We start from the raw sequence: 26,373 nt of genomic DNA on the forward strand, positions 1-26,373 counted from the left end.
TTCCCGAATGGCCGGGCTCTCCCCGGCCATTTGCGTTTGCATGAGCACCATTGCCGAACCTGGACGTCCGCGATATGTCCGGACACCACGGATGGTGCCCACATGCTGCGGATATCCCGCGATCTCGTCATCGACGAGGACGACATCGAGATCGGTTTTGTCCGCGCCTCCGGCCCGGGCGGGCAGAACGTCAACAAGGTCGCGACCTCGGCACAGCTGCGCTTCGACACCCGCAAGCTGACCTTGCCGGAGGACGCGGCCCTGCGCCTTGCGCGCCTCGCCGGCCAGCGCATGACCAAGGACGGCGTCATCGTGATCCAGGCGCAGCGCTTCCGCACCCAGGAGCGCAACCGCCAGGACGCCATCGACCGTCTCACGGAGATGCTGCGCGAGGCGATGATCAGGCCGACGCCTCGCCGAGCGACGCGGCCGACCTACGCCTCCAAACAGCGCCGGCTCGAGGGCAAGAAGCGCCGCAGTGACGTCAAGGCCGGACGCGGCCGCAGCTTCGACGACTAACTGGCGCAGCAAGAAACTCCGGCCGCGACGCGACCGGAGTTTTGCCGTTGCACCCGGCGAGACTAGTAACGCTTGGACGGGGCTGCGCCGCCCGTCGTGGAATCGTTGGCCGTTCCCTTGTGCCCAGCGCTACCCGTGGTGCCGACCGTGCCCCTGGTGCCCTTTGTCGACTTCATGCCGGTCTTTTCGCCCGCGGCGCCCGGCTGGGCATTCATCTCGTCATCGCCGCTACCCATCGTGCTGCCTTGCATGGGTTTGCTTTGCACCGTGCCGCCTGTCTTGGCGGGTGGCGCGCCTTGGGCGAGAACGGGCGTCGCAACGAGAGCCGACAGGGCGCATGCGATCATCGAGGTCTTCACCAACTTCATCCATTTCTCCTGGATTTTTCGCAATGAACGGCTCGGCAGCTCCCGCGCCACCCGTCTGCACCGGACCATTGCATCGCGTAGAGAGTCCAAGTGGCGCGACCATCATGCAATGCGCATGGTGTGGTTATCGTTTAGGGATTTGACGGCGGTTTCGCGGAATTGTGCTCCGCATATAAGGCGGTGCAGAACATCACACGGCCGCAGACATCTCCGCACGCCGCGAAACAGCCCGCTACTACCACCGCATCTGCGACGCCGACTAGAGTTTGCACACGCTGGATTGACGTGGATGGGCGAGCTCTTGGTGATGCGCACGATCGTGCTGGGATTGTGCACCGCGATGGTGCTGATGGTGCGAGGCGCCGACGCGCAGATGCTATTGCCAGCGGCAAGGCCCCTGGATGGCGCGACGCTGTTCAAGCAGCAATGCGCGGTGTGCCACACGTTAGGTCCGTCGGAACCGATGCGGCAAGGCCCGCCACTGGTGAAGATCGTCGGCCGCCCCGCCGGCAAGGTCGACGACTTCAAATATTCAGAGGCGCTGTCGAAGGCGGACTTCGCCTGGGACGAGACCAGGTTAGATGCCTGGCTGGCCAATCCGCAAACCGTCATTCCCGGCGTGACCATGGTTTACCGGCAGGCCAAACCGGAGACCCGCGCCGCCATCATCACTTATCTGAAGGAGCAGAACTGAATGGCAAAGCCCGTCCATTCCATGATCCGCGTGCTCGACGAGGCGCGCGCGCTCGACTTCTACAGGCGCGCCTTCGGCCTGGAGGTCACCGACCATCTGAAGTTCGCGGACTTTGCCCTGATCTATCTGCGTCACCCCTCCTCACCCTTCGAAGTCGAGCTGACGGTGAATTTCGATCGCAAGGAGCCGTACACGCTCGGCGACGGCTACGGCCATCTCGCCGTGGTGGTCGAGGATCTCGACGCCGAACACGCCCGCTTCGAGCGCGAGAAGCTCGCACCGGGGCCCTTACGCGACTTCAAGCACGACGGCAAAACGCTGGCGCGCTTCTTCTTCGTCAGCGACCCCGACGGCTACAAGATCGAGGTGATCCAGCGAGGCGGACGTTTCGGCTGATCAATCGCCAAAATCCAAACCATAAAAATCCACGGAGGAATGCCATGAGAGAAATCGATCGTCGAAGCAAGCACAGCCGCCGCGTCTTTCTCAAGGGCGCGGCGACCGCCGTTCCCGTCGTCGCTGTCGCGACCAGCGTCTCCGTCAGCCTCGATGACGCCTGGGCCGAGGATGCCAGCGCGCTCTCGCCGGCGACGATGAAGACGCTGCTGAAGATCGCGCGCGACATCTATCCGCACGACGTGCTCGGCGACAGCTACTACGTCACTGCGATCAAGCCGTGGGACGGCAAGGCGGCGAAGGATCCCGCAGTCAAATCACTGATCAGCGATGGCGTCACGCGCCTCGATCAGAACGCGCGCGACCGCCACAAGGTTGGTTACGCCGAAGTGCCATGGGAAGCCGACCGCGTCGTGCTCCTGAAGGAGATCGAGGGAAGCGACTTCTTCCAGAAGGTGCGCGGCGATCTCGTCGTCTCGCTCTACAACCAGAAAGAGATCTGGCCGCGGTTCGGCTACGAGGGCTCCTCGGCCGAGCACGGCGGCTACATCAACCGTGGCTTCGCCGACATCGACTGGCTGCCGAAGGCCTAGATCGCCACCGTAACGGTTCAGGAGAACGCATATGGCCAAATTCGATCTGAACGACTCCAGCGTTGTGGTGATCGTCGGCTCCGGTGCCGGTGGCGGCACGCTGGGCAACGAGCTCGCGCAGAAGGGCGTCAAGGTGGTCATTCTCGAAGCGGGTCCGCGCATCGAGAACCACGACTTCATCAACGACGAATGGGAGAGCTTCTCCCAGCTCGCCTGGACCGATGCGCGCACCACGTCGGGCACATGGCGCGTCGCCAAGGATTTTTCCGGTCTTCCCGCCTGGATCGTCAAGGCGGTCGGCGGCTCGACCGTGCATTGGGCCGGCGCCTCGCTGCGGTTCGACGAGCACGAGTTCAGGGTGAAGAGCACCTACGGCAACATTCCCGGCGCGAACCTGCTGGACTGGGCGGTCACGCTCGCCGAGATGGAGCCGTGGTACGCCAAAGCCGAGAACAAGATGGGCGTGACCCGCACCAACGGCATTCCCGGACTTCCCGGTAACAATAACTTCAAGGTGCTGGAGGCCGGCGCGAAGAAGCTCGGCTACAAGACCGTGCACACCGGCAACATGGCGATCAACAGCCAGCCCCGCGACGGGCGCGGTTCCTGCCAGCAGATCGGGTTCTGCTTCCAGGGCTGCAAATCCGGCGCGAAATGGTCGACGCTCTACACCGAGATCCCCAAGGGCGAGGCGACCGGCAATCTCGAGGTGCGGCCGAGCAGCATGGCGATCAAGATCGAGCACGACGCCAGCGGCAAGGTCACCGGTGTCGTCTACGCCGACGCGACCGGCGCGATGCAGCGCCAGAAGGCGCGCATCGTGGCCGTGGCCGGCAATTCGATCGAAAGCCCGCGGCTGCTGCTCAACAGCGCCTCGACCATGTTCCCCGACGGCCTGGCCAATTCATCGGGACAGGTCGGCCGCAACTACATGCGGCACATGACGGGCAGCGTCTACGCGGTGTTCGAGAAATCGGTGCACATGTATCGCGGCACCACCATGGCCGGAATCATCCGCGACGAGGCGGCCAACAATCCGAAACGCGGCTTCGTCGGCGGCTATGAGATGGAGACGCTGTCGATCGGACTGCCGTTCATGGCGGCGTTCCTCAACCCCGGCGCCTGGGGACGCTCGTTCACGTCAGCACTCGACGGCTATCCGCGGATGGCCGGCATGTGGCTGGTCGGCGAGGACATGCCGCAGGAAACCAACCGCATCACGCTTGATCCGGTCGTGAAGGACAAGTTCGGCCAGCCGGTCGCGAGCGTGCATTTCGACGATCATCCCAATGACATCGCGATGCGCGCCCATGCCTACAAGCAGGGCGCGGCCGTCTACGACGCCGTCGGCGCCACCGTGACCTATCCGACGCCGCCCTATCCGAGCACGCACAATCTCGGAACCAACAGGATGAGCGAGAAGCCGCGCGACGGCGTGGTCAACAAGTTCGGGCAGAGCCACGACGTCAAGAACCTGTTCGTCTCCGACGGGAGCCAGTTCACCAGCGGCGCGGCCTGCAATCCAACGCTGACCATCGTCGCGCTCGCAATCCGGCAGGCGGACTACATTGCAGGTGCGATGCAGAAGAAGGAGATTTGAGGCCGGGCGGCCCTCCCCGTCATTGGAATCTCTCCGCAGCGGCAGCCTGGATTGCTTCGTCGCAAGGGCTCCTCGCAATGACGGCGGAGGCGGCGTCCTAGCCCGGATGGAGCGGGAGCATAATCCGGGGCCGTCGGCGCGCGCGGCGCGATCCCGGATTGCGCTGCGCTCCATCCGGGCTACGAACTCATCATTCCGCCGCGTCGAGGATCGGCGCCACCGCGCCCTCGAACTCGGGCACCGGCATCATGCTCCTGGACCGGTAGATCAGGCAGGAGCAACGCAGCAGCGAGGCGAAATTGTTGACCTCGCCATGATGGTCGAGCACTTCGTTGTAGAGCGTGGTCAGGAACTTGCCGAGGCTCATGCTCTCCTTGGCCGCGATCTCCTCCAGCGTGTCCCAGAACGCCATTTCCAGCCGGATCGAGGTGCAGTGCCCACCGATCCGCAAAGACCGGGTCTGGGATTCGTAGTCGCGTTGGGGCTGATGCGCGAAGAGATGGCACATGGCGTCCTCCCGTCCTGTTGCCGCTTTTTCACGATGCTACACCGCAGCCCGGCCCCCCACAATCAGAACGGTCACCGGAAGCCGCGTCATCCGGGTTGTGCGGTTTTCTCGAACGCCCAATGTCTTCAATGTGATAGACACCGCTCTTCCCCAGCCCGCGACGTCCCTGTTGCCCAACGCATGCTTTTGACGCAACACGGCCTAGAATAGCGCCGTCAGCGAATCCAGATCGAGCCCATGCCCGTCCGTCAATTGCCAGAACAGGTCGTCAACCGCATCGCCGCCGGCGAGATGGTCGAACGTCCGGCGAGCGTGGTCAAGGAGCTGGTCGAGAACGCCATCGATGCCGGCGCAAGCCGGATCGACGTCTTCACCGACGGCGGCGGGCGGCGCCGGATCGGCATCACCGACGACGGCAGCGGCATGACCGCAAAAGACCTCGCGCTCGCCGTGGAGCGCCACGCTACCTCCAAGCTCGACGACGAGGACCTGCTCCAGATTCGCACTCTCGGGTTCCGCGGCGAGGCACTGCCCTCGATCGGCTCGGTGGCGCGTCTGTCGATCACGACACGGCACGCCAGCGAGCCGCATGCCTGGGCGCTTAACGTCGAGGGCGGCGAGAAGTCCGAGATCATGCCCGCGGCGCTGGCGCATGGCACGCGCGTCGAGGTTGGCGACCTCTTCTATGCGACGCCGGCGCGGCTGAAATTTTTGAAGACCGACCGCACCGAGGCGGAAGCGATCCGCGAGGTGGTGCGGCGCCTCGCCATGGCGCGGCCTGATATCGCCTTCACGCTTGCGGGCGAGGAGCGCGCGCCGGTGACCTGGGCCGCCGCCCTGCCGGGCTCCGCCGGGCGCCTGACCCGGCTCGGCGATATTCTTGGCGCCGAATTCCGCAGCCACGCCATCGAGGTCCATGCCGAGCGCGACGGCGTTGTCGTCGCGGGCTACGCCGCGGCCCCTGCGCTGACCAAGGCCAATGCGCTCGGACAATATCTCTTCGTCAACGGCCGCCCGGTGCGCGACAAGCTGATCCTCGGGGCCGTGCGCGCGGCCTATGCCGACCATCTGCCGCGCGACCGCCATCCGGTGCTGGCGCTGTTCGTCACGCTCGACCCGCGCGAGGTCGATGCCAACGTGCACCCAGCCAAGACCGAGGTGCGCTTCCGCAATGCCGGCCTGGTGCGCGCGCTGATCGTGCACGGACTGAAGGAAGCCCTCGCGCGCGAGGGCCGCCGCACGGCCGCCAACAGCGGCGAGAGCGCGCTGTCCTCGTTCCGCCCCGCGTTCACGCCGCCGCGTCCGGCAGGCTGGGACTGGCGCGCTTCGCCATCTGCTCCCGCGGCGCCGATGCCATCATTCGAAGGCGCCGCCGCGCCGGCTTTCGCGGAGCGCGCGCAGGCCGCGTTCGATGTCGGTGCGCCCAGCGCGGACATACGGATCGAGACCCAGCCCGTCGGCGACCTGGTCGACCGCCCGCTCGGCGCGGCGCGCACGCAGATCCACGAGACCTACATCGTCTCGCAGACCCGCGACGGATTGATCATCGTCGACCAGCACGCCGCGCATGAGCGCATCGTCTACGAGCGGCTCAAGGCTTCGCTCGCGGCGAACGGCGTGCAGCGGCAGATCCTGTTGATCCCCGAGATCATCGAGATGGATGAGGCCACGGTCGAGCGCCTGCTGGAGCGCAGCGAGGAGCTCGCTTCATTCGGCCTTGCCATCGAATCCTTCGGCCCCGGCGCGGTCGCGGTGCGCGAGACGCCGTCGCTGCTCGGCAAGACCAATGCCGGCGGCCTCGTGCGCGATCTTTCCGAGCACATGGCCGAATGGGACGAGGCGCTGCCGCTGGAGCGCCGCCTGATGCACGTCGCCGCCACCATGGCCTGCCACGGCTCGGTGCGCGCCGGCCGCAGGCTGCGGCCGGAGGAGATGAACGCCCTGCTCCGCGAGATGGAGGAGACGCCGAACTCCGGCCAGTGCAATCACGGCCGGCCGACCTATGTCGAGCTGAAGCTGTCGGATGTGGAGAAGCTGTTCGGGCGGAGGTGAGTTAGACGTTTCGCTTCATGAACACGAACTCCGTGTCGTCATAGGCGCGCCGCTCCAGCTCCTCGAAACCCTCCGGCGTCACGAACTGCGCGGCCTTGGCCTCCTCCACCACAAGCAGCGCACCCGGCGTCAGCCAGCCGCCGTCGCGCAAGCTCGCGAGCGCCTTCTCCGCAAATCCCTTGCCATAGGGCGGGTCGAGGAACACCAGCGAAAACGGCTCGACGGGATGCGCAGGACCGAGATCGGTGGCATCGCGGCGATAGACCTTGGTGACGCCGCCGAGGCCGAGCGACTCGACATTGTTACGGAGCAGCGCGCGCGCCTCCGCGCCATTGTCCACGAACAGCGTGAACTTGGCGCCGCGCGAAGCCGCCTCGATGCCGAGCGCCCCGGTGCCGGCGAAGAGATCGAGCACGCGCGCGTCCTCGATCGGATCGCGATAGGCGTGCACGAGGATGTTGAACACGGACTCACGCAGGCGATCCGCCGTGGGGCGGATGTCGCGCGAGGATGGTGAGGCCAGATTGCGCCCCTTCAATCGACCACCGACGACGCGCATTACGTTGCCCGTCCCGTGGCCACACGAATGGTGAGCTCCCCTCCCCCTTGCGGGGAGGGGTTGGGGAAGGGGGTGCCGCAAACGCAGACCTCTCGTGGGGTACCCCCCTCCCTAACCCTCCCCCGCAAGGGGGGAGGGAACGCGAGAGAGCCGAGTGACGCGACGCACTCCACCTCAATCATCCCGCGGCGTCAGGTCGCGCTTGCCGTGATAGCCGCGCTTGGGACGGCGCGGCGGGCCGTATCCGTTCGCTTCCATCTCGTTGCGCTCGCGCGCCTCCTCGCTGCCGGTGCGCTGCACCAGCACGCGGCGGCCCTTGCGGTCGTTGATCACGGCGCGCTTGTTGGCGGGCTTGTTCTCGCTCGGTGCGTCGTCGACGCGCGAAGAGGATTTCGAGGGCACGTCGAACTGCGCACCCGACTTCTCGATGACCTTGTCGCCGAGCTGCTCGCGCAGCACGCGCGAGCGGATCTCCTCGACCTGGCCCTCGGGAATCTCGCCGAGCTGGAACGGGCCGTAGGAGACCCTGATCAGCCGGTTCACCTCGAGCCCGAGATGGGCGCAGACATTGCGCACCTCGCGGTTCTTGCCCTCACGGATTGCGAACACCAGCCAGACATTGGCCCCCTGGTCGCGCTCGAGCGTCGCCTCGATCGGACCGTATTTGACCCCCTCGACCTCGATGCCGTTCTTGAGCTCGTCGAGCTGCGCCTGGGTGACGTCGCCATGGGCGCGGACGCGATAGCGGCGCAGCCAGCCGGTGTCGGGCAGCTCGAGCGTGCGCGCGAGCCCGCCGTCATTGGTGAGCAAGAGCAGGCCCTCGGTGTTGAAGTCGAGCCGGCCGACGCTGATCAGGCGCGGCAGGCCTTCGGGTAGATTGTCGAACACGGTCGGACGCCCCTCGGGGTCGTCATGCGTCGTCATCAGCCCGCGCGGCTTGTGATAAAGGAACAGCCTCGTGCGCTCGCGCTCGGGCAACGGCTTGCCGTCGACCATGACGACGTCGTTCTTCGTGATGTCGAGCGCCGGCGAATTGATGACACGGCCATTGACGGTGACGCGCCCCTGCGTGACCATCTCCTCGGCATCGCGGCGCGAGGCAAGGCCCGCACGGGCCAGCGCTTTGGCGATGCGCTCGCCGGCCTTCTTCGGCTTCGGCGGCTCTTCGCGCCGCGGACGGCGGTCGAAATCACGATCGCGCTCGCGATAGGCGCCGCGGCCGCCGAAGGCGGGGCGTTTCTCGAAAATCCTGCTGTCGTCCTCGTTGTCGCGGCGCGGACGATCGCGGCGGCCTTCGTTGCGCGGATGCTCCTGCCAGTCCATCCGGCCTTCCGGACGCTTCTCGCGCGAACGATTGAAGCGCGGACGATCGTCGCCGGAACGCTCCTCGCGCGGGCGCGAGAAACGCGGACGGTCATCGCCGCCTTCGTCACGACGCCGCGAGAAGCGGGGACGATCTTCGCCGCGGCCACCGTCGCGGCGGTCGTCGCGCTGACGCCAGGGCTTCTCGTCGCTGCGGTCGCGACCGCCGAAATCCTTGTCGAAGGACTTGCGCGGGCGGTCGCCGCGATCCCCACGGTCGCGATCCGGTCCGCCCCGCGAAAACTTGCGCTCGCCGTCGAACTTGCGCTCGGGGCGATCGCCACGCGATGCGTAAGGGCGCCTGTCGCCGAACTTCTTGTCGCCGAACCGGCCGGCGGGGCGGGATTCGTCGCGGTCCCGGCTGCGCGGCGGACGATCGTCGCGGCCATAGGACGGGCGATCACCGCGCGGCTTGAAGGAGCGCTTCTCGCCATCGCGCGATCCACGATCGGAAGGCGGCCGGTCGCCCCGCGGCCTAAAGCTGCGCTCGCCGCGGCCTTCACCGCTGCGGTCGTCGCGCTTGAAGCGCGGACGGTCAGAAAAATCCCGGCGCGGGGCATCACCCTCCTCGCGGCGGCGGAACGGACGGCTGTCGCGATCGCCACGGGACGGGCGGCTGTCGCGGTCGCCCTTGCCCTCGAAGCCGCGCTTGGCGAATTTCTTCTCCGGGCCACGCGGCTTGCCGCTACGGCCTTTGGCCGGGCCTCGCCGGCCGCGGGAATCGTTGTCTTTGTCGCTGTCGCGAGGCATGAATGATCTCACTTAAGGGGTGGCGCGATGAGCATTGCGCGCGCTCGCTTCGAGCCGCATGCTCAGGCAAAATCGGTATCCACTCTTGCTGAAGGCGGAGCTAGTAGCAGGTTTCTGGCGATGATACGAGGCATGAAAGCCCCTTCTTTCATGGATTTGGCGCTTCTGACGGCCGAAAATGCCGGAAAATCGGGCGAAGTTCCGATTGGATGCGTGGTGATCCGCAACGACGAGGTCATCGCCGCCGCCGCCAACCGGACGCTGACCGACCATGATCCGACCGCCCATGCCGAGATCATCGCGCTGCGCGAGGCCGCCGCGAAGATCGGCAGCGAGCGCCTCGTGGACTGCGACCTCTACGTGACGCTGGAGCCCTGCACCATGTGTGCGGGCGCGATCTCGTTTGCAAGGGTCAGGCGGCTCTATTACGGCGCCGCCGACCCCAAGGGCGGCGCGGTGGAATCAGGCGTGCGCTTCTTTGCCTCGCCGACCTGCCATCACGCGCCGGACGTCTACTCCGGCGTCGGCGAGAGCGAGGCGGCGCGGCTGCTCAGGGAGTTCTTTCGCGCGCGGCGTTAACCCGCGGAGAAGAACTCCCGCAGCGCCCTGGCGGTGACGTCCGGATTCTCCTCGGTGAGGAAGTGCCCCGAATCCACCGGCATGCCATCCACATTGGTCGCCCATTGCTTCCACGTGTCCAGCGGCGTCGCCGCGGCCTGCGCAATGCCGGCATTGCCCCACAGCGCCAGCATCGGCACGGTGATCTTCTTGCCGGCCTCGAAATCGGCCTTGTCGAGGTCGTAGTCGAAATAGGCGCCTGCGCGGTAGTCCTCGCACATCGCATGCACCCGGGCGGGATCGCGGAACGGGGCGATGTAATGGTCGAGCGCGCGCTTGTCGATCGCGTCGAGCGTCTTCGACTTGGTCTGGCTCGCCATCTTGAAGCGCAGGAAGAACTCGCCATTACTCGAAATCAGCGTCTCCGGCAGCGGATAAGGCTGCGCCAGGAACGTCCAGTGATAGATCTTCAGGGCATAGGCGCGGTTGATCCGCTCCCAGTAATTATAGGTCGGCAGGATATCGAGAACGGCGAGCTTCGACAGCCGGCCGGGATGGTCGAGCGCGAGGCGGTAGGAGACGCGGCCGCCACGGTCGTGGCCGGCGAGCGCGAAGTGCACATGGCCGAGCTGCTCCATCGCCTCGACCATGGCCTTGGCCATCGCGCGTTTGCTGTAGGGCATGTGCAGCGCATCGCTGGCGGGCATGTCGGACCAGCCGTAGCCCGGCAGATCGGCGATGATCAGCGTGAAATGGTCGGCAAGCTCGGGTGCCACCTGGTGCCACATCACATGCGTCTCGGAGAAGCCGTGCAGGAGCAGGAGCGGCGGGCCCTTGCCGCCGACGCGGGCGAAGATGCGGCCGAACGAGGTGTTGATCCACTCGGAGGCGAAGCCGGGATAGAGGTCGGCGAGATCGGACATCTTTCTGCATCCTTATCTGGTCAAGCCCGGAGCCGGCCCGACACACAACCCGACACACAAAATGTCGAAAACAACCCCATGCACAGTAGCGGTATTATCTGCGGGGCTACTAACCCCAACAGCTGATTGCATATTCTGGAACGTCGATGTGGCCGGGTGGTGACACAAAATCTCGAGATTCCGCATCGGCGCGTTTGCGCGCCGTCCGGAATGACGAGCTCAAGTCTTGTCAGCTCTTGGCCTTCTCCGCCTCCACCGCCTGCCAGCCGATGTCGCGGCGGCAGAAGCCTTCCGGCCAGTCGAGGCGGTCGACGGCCTGATAGGCGCGCTTCTGCGCCTCCGTCACGGTCTTGCCGAGCGCGCAGACATTGAGCACGCGGCCGCCATTGGCGAGGATCGCGCCGTCCTTTGCCACCGTGCCGGCGTGGAAGATCTCGACGGCCTCCACCTTGGCGGCTTCATCGAGTCCCTCGATGCGCGTGCCCTTCTGGTAGTCGCCGGGATAGCCCTTCGCCGCCATCACCACGGTGAGCGCGGAATCCGGATGCCAGCGCAGGTCGAAATGCTTCAGCTGCCCGTCGCAGGCGGCAAGGAAAGCCGGCACGATGTCCGACATCATGCGCAGCATCAGGACCTGGCACTCGGGATCGCCAAAGCGGACGTTGAACTCGAACAGTTTTGGCCCCTGCGTCGTCAGCATGATTCCGGCATAGAGCACGCCGCGGAACGGCGTGCCGCGCTGCTTCATGCCTGATACCGTCGGCAAAATGATCTTCGCCATGATCGCGTCGTGGATCGCGGGCGTCACCAGCGGCGTCGGCGAATAGGCGCCCATGCCGCCGGTGTTCGGGCCGACATCATGGTCGAACACGCGCTTGTGGTCCTGGGCCGAGGCGAGCGGGATGGCGGTCTCGCCGTCGCAGAGCGCGAAAAAGCTGATCTCGCGGCCGGGCAAAAATTCCTCGATCACGACTTCAGCACCGGCCTCGCCGAAGGCGCCCTCGAACATCATGGCGATGGCATCCTCGGCCTCGCGCACGGACTTGGCGACGACGACGCCCTTGCCGGCGGCAAGGCCGTCAGCCTTGACGACGATCGGCGCGCCCTGGCTCTGCACATAGGCGCGCGCGTCATTGGCATTGGTGAATCGCTCATAGGCGCCGGTCGGAATGCCGAATTCGGTGCACAGCGCCTTGGTGAACCCCTTGGAGCTTTCGAGCTGGGCCGCCACCCTGCTCGGCCCGAACGCCTTGATGCCGGCCGCGGTGAGATCATCGACGATGCCGGCCGCCAGCGGCGTCTCCGGCCCGACCACCACGAGCTCCACCGCGTTCTTTTTGCAGAAGTCGATCACCGCGGCATGGTCGGCGACATCGAGCGCCACGCATTCCGCCTCCTTCGCGATGCCGGCATTGCCGGGCGCGCACCAGAATTTGGTCACCAGGGGAGACGCTGCGATCTTCCACGCCAGGGCATGTTCGCGGCCGCCGGAACCGAGCAGGAGAATGTGCATCGAGGGCTCAGGATGAGGGGTTTGCTGGGGGCGGAGGTCGCATGAATCGGGGTGGGGCTCAAGGGGGGGTAGCGGCGAGCTTCCCGAAGGAATGGTGGACTTCACACACCACGAGTTGCGCAAAGTCCGCAAATCAGTCTGACTAAGCGAGCCGTCGTCGGCACCTTTTCTGTGATTCGGCCAGAGCAGCCGAAGGTCCAAATGCGCGCGCCCCGCTGGTAGGGGGCGGACCTGCGGGCAGATTGCCCGCGCAATAGAAAGGAGATCGCCATGCGAAGAAATGGCACTAGTCGGAAGCTAGTTTTTGTAAACGCGTATGACCGATTTCGTTTCGGTCGGTGGGAAAGTGTCTGTTCCCACTACCGATCGCATCCGGGTCAACTGTCTTTCGACTTTTGATGAGGGGGAACAACGGTTTCCTTAGCATCCGCCGATGACGGCAACTTGTTCTGGCCTGCGTCACATAGCCAGGTTCTTTAGTGTCGCGTTGAATGCGCCCTCAGAATCGCCGGCTCCGGCTTCCCGAGCCGCCTCTCGGAACTTCTCAACCTGGGACATTTGTTTAGCCATGTCATTAAAACCTTGGGCCGCACCGCCCCGTCCTACCACCTATGACCGCGATCCAGAAGTCATCTACGCCGCGATCGGCCGCTCCTTGAGTATGTGGCAATACGTCGAAGATGCGCTTTCCCTTATCTTTGAATGGCTTGTGGTCGAAGGCCAAGTGCCGGGCACATACGTCAACTCAATGAGCCCTGCTAAAGCAGCTTACGGCACGGTCGTTAGTTTTGACGCGCGCGCCGGGATGATAGAAGCGGCCGCAAGCGCTTTCTTTCATCACCACGCACACCCCAGCTTTCACGCTCGCTTACAAAAGCTATTGGCCACCTGTCGCGGATGGGCAGGGCGACGAAACGAGATTGCGCATGGCCAGATCGGCGGATCGCCAGTCGATCTCAACTTGTGCGCACTCTGGCCAACTGAATCCAGTTCTAGAAAACGCGAAATCAACTATCGCGCCCGCTTCGTCTATAACTCCACGCAAATCATCGAGTTTGATCGCCAGTTTGCCGAGCTTCATATGGCCGTTCTCGATTTTTACTCTGAGTTTCGATCATGGCGCGAGCGCCAGCTTGGAATACCTCAAGGGCAAGACTTCTGGCCCGATGATGTTGATCACTCGGAAGATCAAACTCCTCTTCAATGATCGCCAATTGCGGTGACAGTCCAGCACTGTCACCGTAATCGCCAAATCGCGACAGCAAGCCTCGGAGCTGGTGATTTGACCATACGCCGTTCAGCAGCCTAGCTAAGGCGAAACCGCTCTGCTTTTCTAAATTGCTATTCGATTCGCAGCAGGACGCTCCGATGAAACACTACAATCGGCCTGAATGGCGCGCCTTCCGGTCTGAAGTCATTCGTCTCCATGATGGCGTTTGCAATCGGTGCCAACGTGGGCCTGACGATGGAGTGACGCTTCAGGTCCACCACAAAATCTATCTACCGAAACGCTTGCCTTGGCAGTATCCGTACGAAGCATGTGAGGCATTGTGCAAGGGGTGCCACGCTGAAGAGCATGGAAAGATCATGCCGCAAACCGGGTGGGAGCACTTCGACGATTTTGTTGACCTTGGCGGACTTGATGGCGAGTGCGAGCTTTGTGGCACCGCTATTCGCTACGTCTTTCCTGTTCATCACTCGAATTGGGGGACGATGGAGGTTGGGGAGCACTGTTGCGACCACCTGACCTCAAGTAACTATGCCGTCACCCAAATCAGACATGTCAAACGCCGGACTCGTTTTGTGTTCTCTTGTCGCTGGGTTGAGGGCAAATCCGGGACGGCTTCAATCCTACAGAATGGCGTTGCGCTCTCGATTGTTCCGGACGGATCGAACTATAAGCTCTGCATGAACGGCAAGACTGGAAAGAAGCAGTTTGGGTCCGTTCTCGAAGCAAAGATGACGGCGTTCGATCTGATTGATTCCGGTGTCGCGCAGGCATACCTCCTGAGAGCCAAGGCGCGCTCAATGAAGGTCGCGCGGACGGAAATTAGATCGTCTGTGTTTGGGCACTAACGCGGACCTTTGGGCTTTCCAGCCAGACAGATGGGGCGACCCCCTTTAGCGTTCGACCAACTTCCAAAACGCACAGCTTGCCGCCCTTGACCCTCTTGTAAACTCCAGCAGGCAGCCACGGCTTCGACTTCTTCTTTACTGAGAGAAGGTTGACGAGGCCCCGTTCCTTTTCCCAATCGTCAAAATCGACGCGGCTAGGCAACTCTGGGACACGATCCAGAATCTCCTTTCTGATCCAAGACATGGCCTTCTCTCCCGCTCCGACGAATCTCATCGTCACACCGGAAAAGAATGAGGCCGCTGTGTTTCAGTTTCAAGCCAGAGCCCGTAGGATGGGTTGAGCCTTTGCGAAACCCATCACACTGTTTGGTGATAAGATCGCGTCATGACCGCGTACCGGCGCAACTTCGCTGAGGGTGGGTGTTTCTTCTTCACCGTCAATCTGGCGGAGCGGAGGCTGGCCTTGCTGACGGATCATGTCGAATTGTTGCGCGCGGCGTTTCGCGAAACGCATCGGCGCCATCCCTTCACGATCGATGCCATCGTGGTTCTGCCTGACCACCTTCACACCGTGTGGACGTTACCGGAAGGTGATGCCGATTTTGCAATGCGCTGGCAGCTGATCAAATCCACCTTTTCCCGCGGCCTGGCGCGCAATGAAAGGATATCCCAAAGCCGCTTGGCCAAAGGTGAACGGGGCATTTGGCAGCGCAGATATTGGGAGCATACCATTCGTGACGACGTCGATTTCGCGCGGCATGTCGACTATGTTCACATCAATCCGGTCAAGCACGGGCTCGTCAACCGGGTGCGTGACTGGGCGCCCTCCTCGTTTCATCGCCACGTCAAGCTTGGCAATTACCCGGTCGATTGGGCCGGCGATCAGTCGGATGACGGCCGCGACTACGGTGAGCGGGGATAGAGCAGCGATGGGTTTCGCAAGGGCTCAACCCATCCTACGAGTTCTTGAGCGCCAGTTTGGGATGGCGCCGCGCCGCGAAAATCCTTAACGTCGCCCCTCGACCCCAACATGCCGAATCGTTTGCCGATGCCGCCTGCGGAACAACTTCACAACGCGCCCGAATTCACCGTCTCCGAGCTGTCCCAGTCCCTGAAGCGGACCGTCGAGGACACCTACGGCCATGTCCGGGTCCGCGGCGAGATCTCCGGCTTTCGCGGGCCGCACTCCTCCGGTCATTGCTATTTCGCGCTCAAGGACGAGAGCGCCAAGATCGAGGCGGTGATCTGGAAGGGCGTCCACGGCCGCATGCGCTTCAAGCCCCAGGAGGGGCTCGAGGTCATCGCCACCGGCAAGCTCACGACCTATCCGGGCTCGTCGAAATACCAGATCGTGATCGAGGCGCTGGAGCCGGCCGGCATCGGCGCGCTGATGGCGCTGATGGAGGAGCGCAAGAAGAAGCTCGCCGCCGAGGGCCTGTTCGACGAGGCGCGCAAGCAGCTGCTGCCCTGGCTGCCGGAGGTGATCGGCGTCGTGACCTCGCCGACCGGCGCGGTCATCCGCGACATCCTGCACCGGCTGGAGGACCGCTTTCCCCGCCGCGTGCTGGTGTGGCCGGTGAAAGTTCAGGGCGACGGCTCGGCCGAGCAGGTCGCGGCCGCGATCCGCGGCTTCAACGCGCTGCCCGAAGGCGGCAAAATCCCGCGGCCCGACGTGCTGATCGTCGCGCGCGGCGGCGGCTCGCTGGAGGATCTCTGGTCGTTCAACGAGGAGATCGTGGTGCGGGCAGCGGCCGAGAGCATGATCCCGCTGATCTCGGCGGTGGGGCACGAGACCGACATCACGCTGATCGACTTCGTCGCCGACAAGCGCGCGCCGACCCCGACGGCGGCGGCCGAGATGGCGGTGCCGGTGCGCAGCGACTTGTTCGTCGAGGTCGCCGATCTCGGGCGCCGCACCCGCGCCTATTGGCAGCGCGCGCAGGAGAGCCGCCGCAGCGAGCTTCGTGCCGCCGCGCGCGCATTGCCGGCGGCCGGCGATCTGCTCGCGATTCCCCGGCAGCGGCTGGATTCGGCAGGCAGCGCCCTGCCCCGTTGCCTCAAGGCCAACACGCATGCGCATTTCCGCAGGTTCACCGCTGCCAGCTCAAAGCTGACGCTGCGGGTGCTGCACGGCCAGATCGCGCAGGCCGACCACCGGCTCACCGTGTGTGGCGAGCGGCTTGGCCTCTCGGCGCGCTCGCTGCTGCGGCAGCGGCGCGACCGCTTTGCCGGGCTCGAGGTTCGCCTGCGCGCCTCAAGGCTTTCGAATGCGCAGGCGCAGCGCAACGCGATCGCCCGCCAGCGCGAGCGGACCCATCGTCTGGCCGAACGCGCGGGGCGCGCGCTTGCGACGCTGCTGCACCGGCTCGACACAAGGGTCGACAACAGCGGCAAGCTGCTCTCGGCGCTGTCTTATCGCAGCGTGCTCGCGCGCGGCTTCGCGCTGGTGCGCGACGAGGCCGGCCATCCCCTGCATGCGGCTGATACGATCGGTCCCGGCGCACGCGTCGAGATCGAATTCGCGGATGGTCGCGTCGGCGCGACGGCGGATGCGGATCGCGCCGCCCCCGCTGCCAAGCGCGCCCCGTCGCAGCCGAAGCCGGCCGCGCAGGAAGCAAAGCCCGCGCCGAAGCGCGTGGCCAAGAAGGTGGATCAGGGCAGCCTGTTCTGAGGCGCGAGGACGGCACGGAAGCATCGTAGCCCGCATGAGCGCAGCGACATGCGGGAACAGTCATCCCCGGATATCGCTGCGCTCATCCGGGCTACAACCGTTGTACCTACCGGCAGGACAATCCCGCGTCGATCGTGGTCCAGAAGCCGCAATGTTCCGGCGCCAGCATTGGCGCGCCGGCGCGGGCTTCGAACAGGAAGATCGCGACGGTGAAAACCATCAGTGCGGAGGCGAAGAGAGCGATGCGGTTGCGCATATCAAACGCGTTTAATCGACATCATGGTCGAATGATGGCGCCGTCGCAGGCTGAAACCGCGTCAAGGTGCGATCCGTAGATTCACGGTCGGCCATACTCCGTGCAGGGCGGTGGTCGATGCGGGGCTGTCCGCCTCACCTTGTTCCTCGGGCGGCCCCGCTTCCGCCTTCGCTTCTACCGAGCTTCGGCGGGACACGTCCGTAGCACCGCGCTCACCGTGCCAGCCATTCCGCGACGTCCTTCTGCGATTCCGCACGCGCCTCGGCGTCCATGCCGAAATGGCCGCGCTCCAGCGCGGCGGCGTCGCTGCTGCCGGCAGCTGCATGGAGCGGCATGTTGGCGCGGTCGAAATCGTGATCGGCGCCGGGATAGACCACGACGCGCGCGAGCGCGCTGCGGCCGCGCGCGCCGTCCACCATCTGACGGCAGGCCGGGGGCGAGGACACGTCGTCATCGGCGCCGATCAGCACCAGCGTCGGTACCCGTGTGCTCCACCCCAAACCCGCCGAGATCCGGCAGTCCGGATAGAACGCGATCGCGGCGCGGAAATCATGGCCCTGATCGCGGGCCACGCTTTGGGGGCGCACGGCCCAGAGCAGCGCGCTCGCGCCGTTGGCCCAGCCGATCAGGCTGACGCGGTCGCGCGCCACCCAGGGCTGCTTCATCAGCCAGGCGCGTGAGGCCGCGATGTCGGCGACGCGTTCGCGCCGAGCCTTGAGGTGCATCTCCCTGACGCGGCATTGCGGCTCGAGCGCGCGCGAGCCGTAGCTGTCGGGCAGCAGCACGGCATTGCCGGCCCTGAGCAGGCGCTCGGCCCAATCCCGATAGCGCGGCAGCACGGGATCGGAATGACCACCGAGGCCGCTGCAGCCATGCAGCGCAATCACGGTCGGAAACGGGCCTGCGCCCTCGGGCTTGTAGAGTTGCGCATGGAGGACCCCGGACGCGAGCGGAATGTCGACCGGCTGCGGCGCCGGCACGGCGTGCGCGGCCGACATCAGCAGCGTCAGGAGCAGGGCGGTCAGTCGAGGGCGCATCGGACTCTGCCGTCGGAGGTGCCGGAACCAGCGATCCTTCCCTCGAAGCACTATCACGCGGAAACGGCGCCAAAACATCACAAACCGGTGGGTTTAACGGGCGGACAAGCCACCCTATCTATGCTACATCCCGTCCAACACATCATGCCCTCCCGGGTTTTCCAGGGAGAGGCCTTCCGTGGAGACTTTCGACCGTGCTGAACAAGTTCGGCCCCTCGGGCCATGGCGAAGCGCAGGTGCAGTATCTCGACGGTGATTTCCGCGTGATCTCGCCGGGGACCTTCGTACGCTGCGCGATCACCGACACGCGAATCCCGCTCGACGAGCTGAAGTACTGGAGCGTGGATTTGCAGGAGGCCTACGCGACGCCCGCTGCGGTGCTGCAGCGGCACTTTCCCGGAGCACTGAAGCCGCAGCCGTGAAGCCGCGCCCGCGCGCCTATCGTTGTTCAGCGCCATCTGCGCCATCCGTGCCCACGCAGGTCTTGATGAAGGCCTTCCTGGGCTCGCCGACGACCTTCTGATCAATCGCCTGCTTCAGGCAATCCACCCGCGCCTGCGCCATGCAGAGCTGCATCTGGTCGCGCCTGTCCTGCCCGTTCAGGCTTTGGGTGGTGGCGAGACACGTCACGCGCTTGGTCGCGGGAACCGGCACCGTCGCGCTGGGAGCAGCAGAGGGCGTCATTTGTGCCAGCGCGGGCGCAATGATCAGACCCACAAGGCTGGCCGCGGCTGCGGTCGGCAGTTTCATCGAATTCTCCTGATCGTCTGAAGTCGATAGGAGTCTCGTGATGAATGTCGCCTGAATGACGAACTGCAGTAGGGTGGGTTAGCCCCGCGGATGCGCGAAGCGCAGTCCGCCGGCGTAACCCACCATGCATCAGCGAATGCGGGACGAAGTTGGTGGGTTACGCCTGGCAACCGCGCTTCGCGCGGTCACAAGGCTAACCCACCCTACGGGACCTGCACGCCTCGCCGAGGAAATGATCTGCGTCGTGCCGCTTCGCGTTGCATCGAACGGTGCGTGCACTCCGTGATGAGTCATTTCGCGCTGTGGTTGGATTCTTCGTCGCGGTTCGACGCCCTCAAGTTGTTTGACGAAGTCTTGGTGAAACAGAACGTTGCTATAGTGGATGTTAGGTCATTGGCTCTGTTCCTTTTATCGCACAGACGATCAAGTCAACCAAACAGCCATCGAGCATTGGAATTGGCGCGGTCTGTGAACGGGCTCATATCGAAGAGCCATCTGACGGGCTACCGTCACCTTGAAAATTCGCGATGGAATATCTGTAAATCGACAACCAAGCGATGGGGGTGATCATGCCCGCCATTTTCGACCTGCTCTATCGTGAATATTGCCGCGCCCGTCTCGCTGAAATGCGCAAGCAGCTTCTGATCTCAGCTGAGCACTTCGAAACTCTCGAAGCGGATCATCATCCTGCGAAGCTGGGTGACGATGAGACAACGGACGCACACCGCAAGACCGGTCTCGGCATGCCGAATTGAAGCGGCCCAGGGCCGAACGATTTCTCCCGCGTAGCAGTGACCAAGCAATTGGCAACAGTTTGGGAGGCAGCAATGAATACACCCGAATACTATACTGTCGTCGTGGCCTGCGTCTCGTGCCTGACCATTGTCGGATTGATGGCCGCCGGGGCGTGGTGAGCATGACCCCTCGCCTCGTTTCAGACGTGGCTCTGGTTTCGACGTGAGCGCAGCCGCCGCCTCGTCCGACTGCGGCGGCTGCGCTAGTGGATCAGGATGTCAGCTTCCAGGCGGGGTATACGAGGAACGCAGCTTCGCGGCGTTCTGGCGGACCTGCTTGATCTCGTCTTGCGTGAACAGCCGAACCAGTTTCACGTTCTGCAGGGTGCCCGCCGTGACGGTCAGGCCGGAAATGGCAGGCGCCGCACTGGGATCAGGCACATCGAAAATCACCAGCACGCCGGGGCCGTCGGCCGCAACGCTGTACATAGAGACCAGCTTTCCGCCGGCCGCCTCGATGAGTTTTCGAGCTGCCTCTTGGCGATTGGTCGTGGGATTCTCCAAAATGGCATTGAGAGAGCGTGGCGTATATTGTCCGGTGAGGCAAAAATGCATGGCATGTTCTCCTCTGAACTGTTGGCAATGGTTTCCGTGCCGTCCCGAACCGGTCGTGACGGCCGCTGCACCTGACATGATGAAGATACGTTGCCCGCCGTGGGCATTTAACGCCGTCGATGATTGCCGGGAGTTCGGCACGTCCCGGTGACGGCTCTCATGAAAGGTTACATCAACTCCCGAACGCGCGGAAGAGGATTCGCCAGCCGCGACGCTTCGCGTTTCGGGCTGCGGCAGAGACGTTGTCCAACGCACGCGATCAACGCACGCTGAACCGCCGCTCGCGCGCCTTGTACAGATGATAGCTGATCAGTTGCCGCAGCTTTGCCGGTTCATCGAACTCGAGCTCGACGGCGAACGGCACGATGCCATCAGGCACGCCCGCGCCGCCGCGCAGGCGTGCAAGGTCCTTCTCCGTCGTCACCAGCGTGAGCTGCTCGCGCTCGGATTCCGCTGCGAGAGCCGCGAGCTCGTCCTGCGAAAACATGTGGTGGTCGGCGAAGGCGCGCGTGCGCGCGACTTCGATGCCGCTGGCGCGCAAGCTGCGGAAGAAGCGCTCGGGATCGCCGATGCCGGCGAAGGCGAAGACCCGCTTGCCGAACAGCTGCGCGAGCGATGCAGCAACCGGTTTCAGGCGCGCGCGCAGCTCCGGCTTGTCGCGCTTGGCAAGCTCGGCTGCGACATCGTTGGCGGCCCGGCCATCGCCGATCAGCACCAGCGCGTCGGTGCGCGCGATCTGGGCCTGCAGCGGCGCGCGCAGGGGGCCCGCGGGAAACACCTGGCCATTGCCGAGGCCGCGCTCGCTGTCGATCACGATCAGGGACGCGTCTTTCAGAACGCGCGGGTTCTGGAAACCGTCATCCATCAGGATCACGGTGGCGCCCTGGGATTTTGCCAGCGCGACGCCGTCGAGGCGGTCGCGCGCGACTGCGACCGGGACGTCGCGCGCCATCATCAGGGGCTCGTCGCCGATGTCGGCCGCGGTGTGACGCGCGCGGTCGACCATCACGGGGCCCTTCAGGCGCCCGCCATAGCCGCGGCTGAGCACGACCGGCGTCTCGCCGAGCTCGCGAAGCAGCTTCGTCAGCGCCAGCACGGTCGGCGTCTTGCCGGCGCCGCCGACATGGTAGTTGCCGACGCAGATCACGGGAATGCCGGCGTCCACGCCGTTGCGCAGCATGCGCCACGCGGTGATGGCGCCGTAGAGCGCACCCAGGGGACGGAGGACATGCGATAGCGGGGAACGTGGCCGGTACCAGAAGGCCGGCTCACGCATTGGCGGCCCCCATCTCGATCCGCAACTGCAGCAGATACGGCTCGAGCGCGGTCATGGTGCGATCGAGCGCACCGCCGAGCTGCTCGACCACGCCGGCCCCGGCGCGTTGCATCCTGTCGCGCACCGTCGGCTCGGCCAGGAGCAGGCCGAGCTGCTTGACCAACGCCTCCTGCGTATCGGCCAGCCGCGCCCCGCCGCTCGCATCGAGCGCCTCATAGACGTCGACGAAGTTGAAGACGTGCGGACCATGGACGATCGCGGCGCCGAGCTTGATCGCCTCGATCGGGTTCTGGCCGCCATGGTGAATCAGCGATCCGCCCATGAACACGATTCCCGAGAGCCGATAGAACAGGCCGAGCTCGCCCATGGTGTCGGCAACATAGACATCGGTCGTGGCGGTCGGCAGTTCCTCGCGCGAGCGTAAGCCCGGCTTCAGGCCGGACGCCGTGATCAGGCCTGCGATCGCGGAGCCGCGATCCGGATGCCGCGGCACGATCACGGTGAGAAGCTGCGGGAAGAACCCGGAGAGGCTGCGATGCGCCGCGATCAGCATCTCGTCCTCGCCCGGATGGGTCGAGGCCGCGACGATGAGCGGACGCCCGCGCGTCATCGCCATCAGCCGTTCCAGCTTCACGGGATCGGCCGGCGGCGCCGGCACGTCCAGCTTCAGATTGCCCGTGGTGACGACGTCGCGGCCGCCGAGTGCGGAAAAGCGCTCGGCATCGGTCTTCGACTGCGCGAGACAAATGTCGAACCGCGACAGCAGCGCCGAGATGGTGCCGTGCATGCGCCGCCAGCGCGGGAAGGAACGCGGTGACATCCGCCCGTTGATCAGCACCATCGGTATCCGCCGCGACGCGCCGGCGAGGATCAGGTTCGGCCACAGGTCGGATTCGATGAACAGCGCCAGCGACGGCTTCCAGTGATCGAGGAAGCGCGCGACATAGCGCGGAGAGTCGTACGGCACGTACTGATGGATGACGTCGGGCGGAAAGCGCTTTGCCACCACCGCCGCCGAGGTGACGGTGCCCGAGGTGAGCAGGATGCGCAGGTTGAGATCGCGCAGGCGCCCGATCAGCGCCGCCGCGGCCAGTACCTCGCCGACGCTGGCGCCGTGGATCCAGACCAGCGGGCCATGGGGACGCACGTCCCGGGACAGCCCTCGCCGCTCGTCGACGCGCGCCGGATCCTCCTTGCCCTGCTTCAGCCGCCGCTTGATCAGCGCAGGCGCAAACGGCACCAGGCCGGAGGCCAGGCGCTGATACATCCGCAGCGTCATCGGCAGCGAACTAGGCATCCTCAGGTCCCGGGCGGCCGAGTTGCGCATAGGCACGGCGAGTCGCTTCGTTCAACGTGTCTTCCAACTCCTGCCGCAGCGCTTCCATCGCGGCGGCGTCGGCATCCGGAGGAACGTGAATTTCCTTGATCCCGACCAAGGCGCCCCGTCCGAATGGCAAATTGATCGTGGTGCGGTCCCAGTTCTTGAGCCGGACGAAGCGACTGGTCGCCATCGCGAAAGGCATGATCGGCCGCCCCGATTCCCGTGCCAGCATGATAATGCCGAGCCCTGCCACACGCGAGCGCTTGGGGACATCGGCGGTCAGCGCGACATTACAACCGGCCTCCAGCGTCCGCACCATTTCCTTGAAGGCGCCGACCCCGCCCTTGCGGTGGAAGGCGCCGCCATGGTCGCCGGAACCTCTGATAGTGCCGATGCCGAGCCGCTCGGCGGCGATCGCATTGAACTCGCCGTCGCGATGCCGCGAGATCAGGACCCTGGCCTTGTACCAGTCCTTGTTCTTGATGAAGGGCGTGAGGAAATGCTGGCCGTGCCAGAAGGCGAAGATGGCCGGGATCTGCGGCTCGACGCGTTCATAGACGTCAGCCGGATCGAACGTGAACTTGTTGGTCCGCCAGACCAGACGCAGATATTCGGCCGCCAGGACCCCGACGGCACGCTGAAACCAGCTGCTTCGCAGCGTATTGCGAAGCAGTCTTTTCAACGCGCCGGTTCTTGATTCGGGTCGAGCAGCCGGTGGAGATGGACGATGAAATAGCGCATCTGCGCGTTGTCGACCGTGCTCTGCGCCTTCGCCCGCCAGGCAGCATGGGCGGCCGCATAGTTCGGGTAGAGGCCTACGATCTCGACGTCGTCGAGGTTCTTGAAGGTATTGCCCTTGAGATCGACGAGCTCGCCGCCGATGACGAGGTGAAGCAGTTGTTGCGGGGCACTATCTGGCATGAGTCCTGTTCCTAACGGGCTGCCCGGCAAAGCAGTGTCCGACAAGCACGACGAAAGCGCTCAGGCCAAGGGACGGTTGCGAAAATGCGCGACAATGCCCGCATGACGATCGCGTCCCGCTGCCACCAGCACCCCGTGCGCCACTTCCCGGCGGTTATAGAGGATGGGTTCTCCGGAGAGGTCGCTCATCCTACCATCCGCTTCCTGCACGATCAAATCGGCCGCCGCAAGGTCCCAATCATGGCTGTTGCCCCCCGCAAAAGCCGCATCCAGCGCGCCATGAGCGACCCGGCACAGCCGCAGCGCGAGCGATCCGATTCGCCGATGCAGCTTGATCTCGCCGGGCGACGGCTTCAGCCGCTCGACCAGCGGCTTCGGGCCGGCGACGCGGGCGAAGTCGAGCTCGGATCCGGACGTTGCCCGCACCGGCTGGTCGTTGAGCGTCGTGCCCCGGCCGCGCACCGCGAAGAAGAACTCGTCGCTGGCCGGCGCGAACACCGCGGCAAGCACCGGCGAGGCGTCCTCCACCAGCGCCACGCTGACGCACCATTCGTCATGGCCGCCTAGATAGTTGCGCGTGCCGTCGATGGGATCGACGATCCATGTCAGCCGCCGCGACAGTCGCGCCGCATCGTCGGCGCTCTCCTCGGACAGCCAGCCATAGTCGGGAGTCGCAGCGCGCAGGCGCGCTTCCAGGAGATCGTTGACCGCGATATCGGCTTCCGACACCGGCGAGGACGCGCCCTTGGTCCATTTCCTGAGCTCGGTGCGGAACATCGATTGCGCGAGCGCGCCCGCTTCCCGCACCGTATCCTTCAGCAGCGCCGCGTCGCGGGTCAGGATGGTGCTGTCCAGGGAGTTCGCGTCAGCGTCCGCCAAGCGTCAAGCCCTCGATGCGCACCGTCGGCGCATTGACGCCATAGCGGAATTCGAGATTGTTGGCGGGCTGCATCGACTTGAAAATCTCGAACAGATGCCCCGCGATCGTCACTTCGCTGACGGGATAGGTGATCTCGCCGTTCTCGATCCAGAAGCCGGAGGCGCCGCGGCTGTAATCGCCGGTGACGCCGTTGACGCCGGAGCCGATCAGATCGGTGACATAGAAGCCCTGGCTGATATCGGAGATCAATTCGGCCGGCGTCGGCGCGCCGGCCTCGAGATGCAGATTGTACGGTCCGGGCGAGGGCGAGGAGGAAACGCCGCGATGGGCATGGCCGGTCGTGGTGAGGCCGAGCTCGCGCGCGGTGGCGCAATCGAGCAGCCAGGTGGTCAGCACGCCCTCGTCGACCAGCGCGATCCTCTTCACCGCGACGCCTTCGGCGTCGAATGTCTGCGAACGCAGTCCGCGCCGGCGCAGGGGATCGTCGACGATGCGGATGTTCTTCGCGAACAGCTGCTGGCCGAGCTTGTCCTTCAGGAAGCTGGTCTTGCGCGCGATCGAGGCGCCGTTGATGGCGCCGACGAGATGGCCGACCAGGGAGCCGGCGACGCGCGGATCGAACACCACGGGCACCTTGCAGGTCTCGACCTTGCGCGGATTGTAGCGCGCCACGGTGCGCTCGCCGGCGGAACGGCCGACAGCTTCCGGCGACAGCAGATCAGCGCCGTGCGGCGCCGAGGTGAAGTCGTAGTCGCGCTCCATGCTGGTGCCTTCGCCCGAAATGGCGGTCGCGGAAATGCCCTGGCTGGAGCGGAGGTAAGAGCCGTGGAAGCCGGTCGAGGTGACGAGCACCATGCCGCCGATGCCGGCGGACGCCGAGGCGCCGCCGGATTTGGTCACGCCCTTCACGCCGAGCGCCGCAGCTTCGGCCGCGAGCGCGCGGCGCTCGAGTTCGGCGGTCGCCGGCACGTCGGGATCGAGCAGGTCGAGATCGGGGAAGTCCCGCGCAAGCAGCGCGGGATCGGCGAGGCCGACATATTTGTCGTCGGGCGCGACGCGCGCCATCGCCACCGCGCGTTCGGCGAGCTTGGTCACGGCATCGCCGCTGACGTCGTTGGTCGAGACCACCGCCTGGCGCTGGCCGACCAGCACACGCAGACCGACATCGTCGCCCTCGGACCGCTCGGATTCCTCGACACGGCCGTCGCGGACCTCGACGCCCTGCGAGACACCGCGCACCGCGACCGCATCGGCCGCATCCGCGCCGGCGCGCCTGGCCGCTTCGACGAGCCGCTGCGCGAGATCGGAGAGCGCGGACTGATCGAACAGGTCGCGATTGGCCTGCGACGATTCTTGGGTCGAAGGCGTCGAGCTTGGTGAAGAGTTCACGAACGAAATCCTGTTGGGGCGGGGGTCGGGACCGGAACCCACAGATGTGCCC

The 26,373-nt window shown here is 65.0% G+C and carries 29 protein-coding genes; 13 read left to right on the forward strand and 16 right to left on the reverse strand.

Annotated elements, in window-relative coordinates; all coding sequences use genetic code 11:
- Positions 1–102 precede the first annotated feature (102 nt).
- Complete coding sequence (gene arfB / locus XH87_RS24975; RefSeq protein ID WP_035710529.1) at positions 103–519, forward strand: alternative ribosome rescue aminoacyl-tRNA hydrolase ArfB; 417 nt, start codon at positions 103–105, stop codon at positions 517–519.
- Positions 520–581: 62 nt separating this feature from the next.
- Here arfB and XH87_RS24980 read toward each other — a convergent pair whose 3' ends face one another.
- The gene (locus tag XH87_RS24980) at positions 582–887 is read right to left on the reverse strand and encodes a hypothetical protein (RefSeq protein WP_158671410.1); all 306 of its coding nucleotides are present in this window, start codon (positions 885–887) and stop codon (positions 582–584) included.
- Positions 888–1,194: 307 nt separating this feature from the next.
- On the opposite strand from XH87_RS24980, the gene XH87_RS24985 reads away from it, so the two are divergent.
- From XH87_RS24985 to XH87_RS25000, 4 genes are read left to right on the forward strand one after another with little or no spacing between them, the layout of a single operon-like run.
- Positions 1,195–1,581: a c-type cytochrome gene (locus XH87_RS24985; protein ID WP_271589745.1), complete on the forward strand. Its 387-nt coding sequence runs from the start codon at positions 1,195–1,197 to the stop codon at positions 1,579–1,581.
- On the forward strand, positions 1,582–1,977 hold the full coding sequence (locus XH87_RS24990; RefSeq protein ID WP_035710535.1) for a VOC family protein: 396 nt from the start codon (positions 1,582–1,584) through the stop codon (positions 1,975–1,977).
- 44 nt (positions 1,978–2,021) lie between these two features.
- Positions 2,022–2,570, forward strand: a complete 549-nt coding sequence (locus XH87_RS24995; RefSeq protein ID WP_158671412.1) for a gluconate 2-dehydrogenase subunit 3 family protein — start codon at positions 2,022–2,024, stop codon at positions 2,568–2,570.
- Between the two features lie 31 nt (positions 2,571–2,601).
- Positions 2,602–4,170: a GMC family oxidoreductase gene (locus XH87_RS25000; protein ID WP_271589294.1), complete on the forward strand. Its 1,569-nt coding sequence runs from the start codon at positions 2,602–2,604 to the stop codon at positions 4,168–4,170.
- Between the two features lie 190 nt (positions 4,171–4,360).
- Here the strand turns inward: XH87_RS25000 and XH87_RS25005 are convergent, their stop codons facing one another.
- Positions 4,361–4,678 (reverse strand): ribbon-helix-helix domain-containing protein, encoded by a 318-nt coding sequence (locus XH87_RS25005; RefSeq protein WP_035710545.1) that lies wholly within the window; start codon positions 4,676–4,678, stop codon positions 4,361–4,363.
- A 237-nt stretch (positions 4,679–4,915) separates the two neighbouring features.
- Between XH87_RS25005 and mutL the strand changes: the two genes are divergently transcribed.
- Complete coding sequence (gene mutL, locus XH87_RS25010; protein ID WP_271589295.1) at positions 4,916–6,730, forward strand: DNA mismatch repair endonuclease MutL; 1,815 nt, start codon at positions 4,916–4,918, stop codon at positions 6,728–6,730.
- A gap of 1 nt (position 6,731) precedes the next feature.
- On the opposite strand, the gene rsmD is transcribed toward mutL, so the two are convergent.
- Together rsmD and XH87_RS25020 are read right to left on the reverse strand one after the other, a co-directional pair.
- Positions 6,732–7,289, reverse strand: coding sequence for a 16S rRNA (guanine(966)-N(2))-methyltransferase RsmD (gene rsmD, locus XH87_RS25015; protein ID WP_271589296.1), 558 nt, complete (start codon positions 7,287–7,289; stop codon positions 6,732–6,734).
- A 174-nt stretch (positions 7,290–7,463) separates the two neighbouring features.
- Positions 7,464–9,401 carry a pseudouridine synthase gene (locus tag XH87_RS25020; protein ID WP_271589297.1) on the reverse strand — a complete coding sequence of 646 codons (1,938 nt, stop codon included), beginning with the start codon at positions 9,399–9,401 and terminating at the stop codon, positions 7,464–7,466.
- Between the two features lie 120 nt (positions 9,402–9,521).
- Here XH87_RS25020 and XH87_RS25025 point away from each other — a divergent pair, with 120 nt between their 5' ends.
- A complete protein-coding gene (locus XH87_RS25025) occupies positions 9,522–9,980 on the forward strand; it encodes a nucleoside deaminase (protein WP_271589298.1) in 459 nt (152 codons plus the stop codon).
- Here XH87_RS25025 and XH87_RS25030 read toward each other — a convergent pair.
- Both XH87_RS25030 and purD read right to left on the reverse strand, forming a co-directional pair.
- Positions 9,977–10,882, reverse strand: coding sequence for an alpha/beta fold hydrolase (locus tag XH87_RS25030; RefSeq protein WP_271589299.1), 906 nt, complete (start codon positions 10,880–10,882; stop codon positions 9,977–9,979). The two genes, XH87_RS25025 and XH87_RS25030, sit on opposite strands and share 4 nt — an antisense overlap.
- Before the next feature lie 229 nt (positions 10,883–11,111).
- Positions 11,112–12,395: a phosphoribosylamine--glycine ligase gene (purD, locus tag XH87_RS25035; RefSeq protein WP_271589300.1), complete on the reverse strand. Its 1,284-nt coding sequence runs from the start codon at positions 12,393–12,395 to the stop codon at positions 11,112–11,114.
- 568 nt (positions 12,396–12,963) lie between these two features.
- On the opposite strand from purD, the gene XH87_RS25040 reads away from it, so the two are divergent.
- From XH87_RS25040 to xseA, 4 genes are all read left to right on the forward strand, one after another.
- The gene (locus tag XH87_RS25040; RefSeq protein WP_271589301.1) at positions 12,964–13,602 is read left to right on the forward strand and encodes a hypothetical protein; all 639 of its coding nucleotides are present in this window, start codon (positions 12,964–12,966) and stop codon (positions 13,600–13,602) included.
- 161 nt (positions 13,603–13,763) lie between these two features.
- Positions 13,764–14,471 (forward strand): HNH endonuclease, encoded by a 708-nt coding sequence (locus XH87_RS25045; RefSeq protein WP_271589302.1) that lies wholly within the window; start codon positions 13,764–13,766, stop codon positions 14,469–14,471.
- Positions 14,472–14,856: 385 nt separating this feature from the next.
- Complete coding sequence (locus tag XH87_RS25050; protein WP_271589303.1) at positions 14,857–15,393, forward strand: REP-associated tyrosine transposase; 537 nt, start codon at positions 14,857–14,859, stop codon at positions 15,391–15,393.
- A gap of 126 nt (positions 15,394–15,519) precedes the next feature.
- On the forward strand, positions 15,520–17,142 hold the full coding sequence (gene xseA / locus XH87_RS25055) for an exodeoxyribonuclease VII large subunit (RefSeq protein ID WP_271589746.1): 1,623 nt from the start codon (positions 15,520–15,522) through the stop codon (positions 17,140–17,142).
- Positions 17,143–17,248: 106 nt separating this feature from the next.
- On the opposite strand, the gene XH87_RS25060 is transcribed toward xseA, so the two are convergent.
- Both XH87_RS25060 and XH87_RS25065 read right to left on the reverse strand, forming a co-directional pair.
- Complete coding sequence (locus XH87_RS25060; protein WP_158667832.1) at positions 17,249–17,398, reverse strand: hypothetical protein; 150 nt, start codon at positions 17,396–17,398, stop codon at positions 17,249–17,251.
- 212 nt (positions 17,399–17,610) lie between these two features.
- Entirely contained in the window at positions 17,611–18,435 is an 825-nt protein-coding gene (locus XH87_RS25065; RefSeq protein WP_271589304.1) for a dienelactone hydrolase family protein, read from the reverse strand.
- Between the two features lie 194 nt (positions 18,436–18,629).
- Here XH87_RS25065 and XH87_RS25070 point away from each other — a divergent pair, with 194 nt between their 5' ends.
- The gene (locus XH87_RS25070; RefSeq protein WP_014491939.1) at positions 18,630–18,857 is read left to right on the forward strand and encodes a DUF2093 domain-containing protein; all 228 of its coding nucleotides are present in this window, start codon (positions 18,630–18,632) and stop codon (positions 18,855–18,857) included.
- 16 nt (positions 18,858–18,873) lie between these two features.
- On the opposite strand, the gene XH87_RS25075 is transcribed toward XH87_RS25070, so the two are convergent.
- Positions 18,874–19,185 (reverse strand): hypothetical protein, encoded by a 312-nt coding sequence (locus XH87_RS25075; RefSeq protein WP_271589305.1) that lies wholly within the window; start codon positions 19,183–19,185, stop codon positions 18,874–18,876.
- Between the two features lie 569 nt (positions 19,186–19,754).
- Between XH87_RS25075 and XH87_RS25080 the strand changes: the two genes are divergently transcribed.
- Positions 19,755–19,940: a hypothetical protein gene (locus tag XH87_RS25080; protein WP_271589306.1), complete on the forward strand. Its 186-nt coding sequence runs from the start codon at positions 19,755–19,757 to the stop codon at positions 19,938–19,940.
- 258 nt (positions 19,941–20,198) lie between these two features.
- On the opposite strand, the gene XH87_RS25085 is transcribed toward XH87_RS25080, so the two are convergent.
- From XH87_RS25085 to XH87_RS25115, 7 genes are all read right to left on the reverse strand, one after another.
- Complete coding sequence (locus XH87_RS25085) at positions 20,199–20,534, reverse strand: GYD domain-containing protein (protein WP_158667834.1); 336 nt, start codon at positions 20,532–20,534, stop codon at positions 20,199–20,201.
- Positions 20,535–20,793: 259 nt separating this feature from the next.
- The gene (gene lpxK / locus XH87_RS25090) at positions 20,794–21,810 is read right to left on the reverse strand and encodes a tetraacyldisaccharide 4'-kinase (RefSeq protein WP_271589307.1); all 1,017 of its coding nucleotides are present in this window, start codon (positions 21,808–21,810) and stop codon (positions 20,794–20,796) included.
- Positions 21,803–23,137 carry a 3-deoxy-D-manno-octulosonic acid transferase gene (locus XH87_RS25095; RefSeq protein WP_271589747.1) on the reverse strand — a complete coding sequence of 445 codons (1,335 nt, stop codon included), beginning with the start codon at positions 23,135–23,137 and terminating at the stop codon, positions 21,803–21,805. The genes lpxK and XH87_RS25095 overlap by 8 nt, the downstream gene beginning before the upstream one ends.
- The gene (locus tag XH87_RS25100) at positions 23,100–23,813 is read right to left on the reverse strand and encodes a lysophospholipid acyltransferase family protein (RefSeq protein WP_158667828.1); all 714 of its coding nucleotides are present in this window, start codon (positions 23,811–23,813) and stop codon (positions 23,100–23,102) included. Before XH87_RS25100 ends, XH87_RS25095 begins: the two co-directional genes overlap by 38 nt.
- Positions 23,810–24,052, reverse strand: a complete 243-nt coding sequence (locus tag XH87_RS25105; RefSeq protein WP_025033794.1) for a DUF4170 domain-containing protein — start codon at positions 24,050–24,052, stop codon at positions 23,810–23,812. Before XH87_RS25105 ends, XH87_RS25100 begins: the two co-directional genes overlap by 4 nt.
- Positions 24,053–24,112: 60 nt before the next feature.
- Positions 24,113–24,931 (reverse strand): 3'(2'),5'-bisphosphate nucleotidase CysQ, encoded by an 819-nt coding sequence (locus tag XH87_RS25110; protein WP_035716439.1) that lies wholly within the window; start codon positions 24,929–24,931, stop codon positions 24,113–24,115.
- Positions 24,918–26,321, reverse strand: coding sequence for a TldD/PmbA family protein (locus tag XH87_RS25115; RefSeq protein WP_271589308.1), 1,404 nt, complete (start codon positions 26,319–26,321; stop codon positions 24,918–24,920). Before XH87_RS25115 ends, XH87_RS25110 begins: the two co-directional genes overlap by 14 nt.
- Positions 26,322–26,373 lie beyond the last annotated feature (52 nt).

The sequence above is a fragment of the Bradyrhizobium sp. CCBAU 53415 genome (genome assembly GCF_028128735.1).
Classification (GTDB): Bacteria; Pseudomonadota; Alphaproteobacteria; order Rhizobiales; family Xanthobacteraceae; genus Bradyrhizobium.